The following is a 1,517-nucleotide window of genomic DNA, read 5'->3' on the forward strand; positions in this document are numbered from 1 at the left end:
TTTCGAGCTGCTCGACGCGGGCCGGCGCGAGCAAGTCGCGGGCGTCGATGAACTGCGCGGCCCCGATGTTCTGGAGCAAATCGCCGGACACCGACTCGCGGAAGCCGGCCACCAATACTTGCCGGGCCTGGCGGCGCAGGTGCTGCAGCACGGGAATGTAGTCGCGGTCGCCGGCCACGAGCACGAAGGTGCCGATGTCGGGCCGGGTGTACATCACCTCCAGCGCATCAATGCAAAGCTGCATGTCGGCGGCGTTTTTATGGTCGGTGCCGAGCACGTTACGGGTGCTTACGCCCATCAGGTAGAGGGCGCCCTGCGGGGCGGTGGCCAGGCGCTCAAAATCGGCGTAGGCGTAGCTGATGAGGCTGTCGAGACCAGTGGCGCTGAGCTTCTCGCGCAGACTTCTCACGATATCGAGGCAGATGTCGTTGAGGTCGGGCGGGTCGTGGAAGTGGTTTTTGAGGAAGTAATAGACGTTCTCAAAATCGATGAAAACGGCGGCGTAGGGGGATGCGGGCGACTTAGGCGTCATATAGCAAAGGTATAATATATAAAACCGAAAGGGTCGTCACGACAGCAAGCAACGGTTGAGCTTATCCGGCCTGACCAGCCGTGTAAGCAACGTAATAAGCGGCATATTAGGCCGGATTGGGCCCGCTCCGAAGCGTTATTCGTTGAACAGGATGCTTGCACTGACGAGCCGCGAATTGCGCCGGATTGAAAAAGTCCGGGCCGCTGCTGCCCGGCCCCGCCCCACCCGGCGGCCCGGTTTCCGGACTGTCGGCCCAGACGCCCCCAGCCCTACCCCAGCCCGGGTTGGCCGTAACTTGCCGCCTCTATCCGGCTGGCTATTGATGAAGGCTTTTTTTCGCGTGTATGTTTTGGGCGGGGCGCTGACTTCGCTGCTGTTGCTGTCGTCAACCTCGTCGTTCGGCCAGCGGGCCGAGAGTGGCCCGCCGGCCAGCGACCCGTTCGGGCGGCGCGTGGTACCGGCGCGGGCGGTGCCAGGCGGGCGGTACGTGGGGCATCAGGTTGTGCGCGTCAAAGATGCCTCGAGAGAATACGTCGGTAGTTTTCTGGAGGTGAAAGCCACCGATGGCAGCTTGCGGCGCATTCAATCCTGGGCACCCGGAGTAGTTAAAATTAGCTACTTCCCGACGGGTAGCGCTTTTACGGCTGATTCTTCGCTGAGCGTGGTGCAGCCGCCGCAGCCGGTGCGGTACGAAACCGGCTGCAACCACGGCTGCGACGGCCCGCCACCGGCCGAACTCGTGAGGAAGTACGGGGCGGATGTTTGCTCCGGGGTGTTCGTCTACCCCAACAAGCTGGTGTTCAACGTCAATTGCCAGACGCTCGTCATAGACAAGCAAACCCTAGCCGTCAGCGTTACGGAAACGGGCTCTTCGACCACGTCCCGGGCAACCGAAGCCAACGCCCCCTTCCGCCGCGTAACCGCCCCGGCTACCGCCGCCACCCTGCCCGAGCCCGGCGGCGTGGGCGTGCGCTTCCGCCTCGCG

The 1,517-nt window shown here is 63.2% G+C and carries 2 protein-coding genes; one reads left to right on the forward strand and one right to left on the reverse strand.

Translation table 11 applies throughout. The features are described 5' to 3' along the window. Positions 1-532 (reverse strand): NYN domain-containing protein (locus tag ACYVDE_RS22520; protein ID WP_460503775.1); only part of this gene is annotated, 532 nt, incomplete at its 3' end. A gap of 322 nt (positions 533-854) precedes the next feature. On the opposite strand from ACYVDE_RS22520, the gene ACYVDE_RS22525 reads away from it, so the two are divergent. After that, the coding region (locus ACYVDE_RS22525) for a hypothetical protein (RefSeq protein ID WP_460503776.1) at positions 855-1,517 on the forward strand (663 nt) is incomplete at its 3' end.

This window comes from Hymenobacter agri (assembly GCF_054778495.1).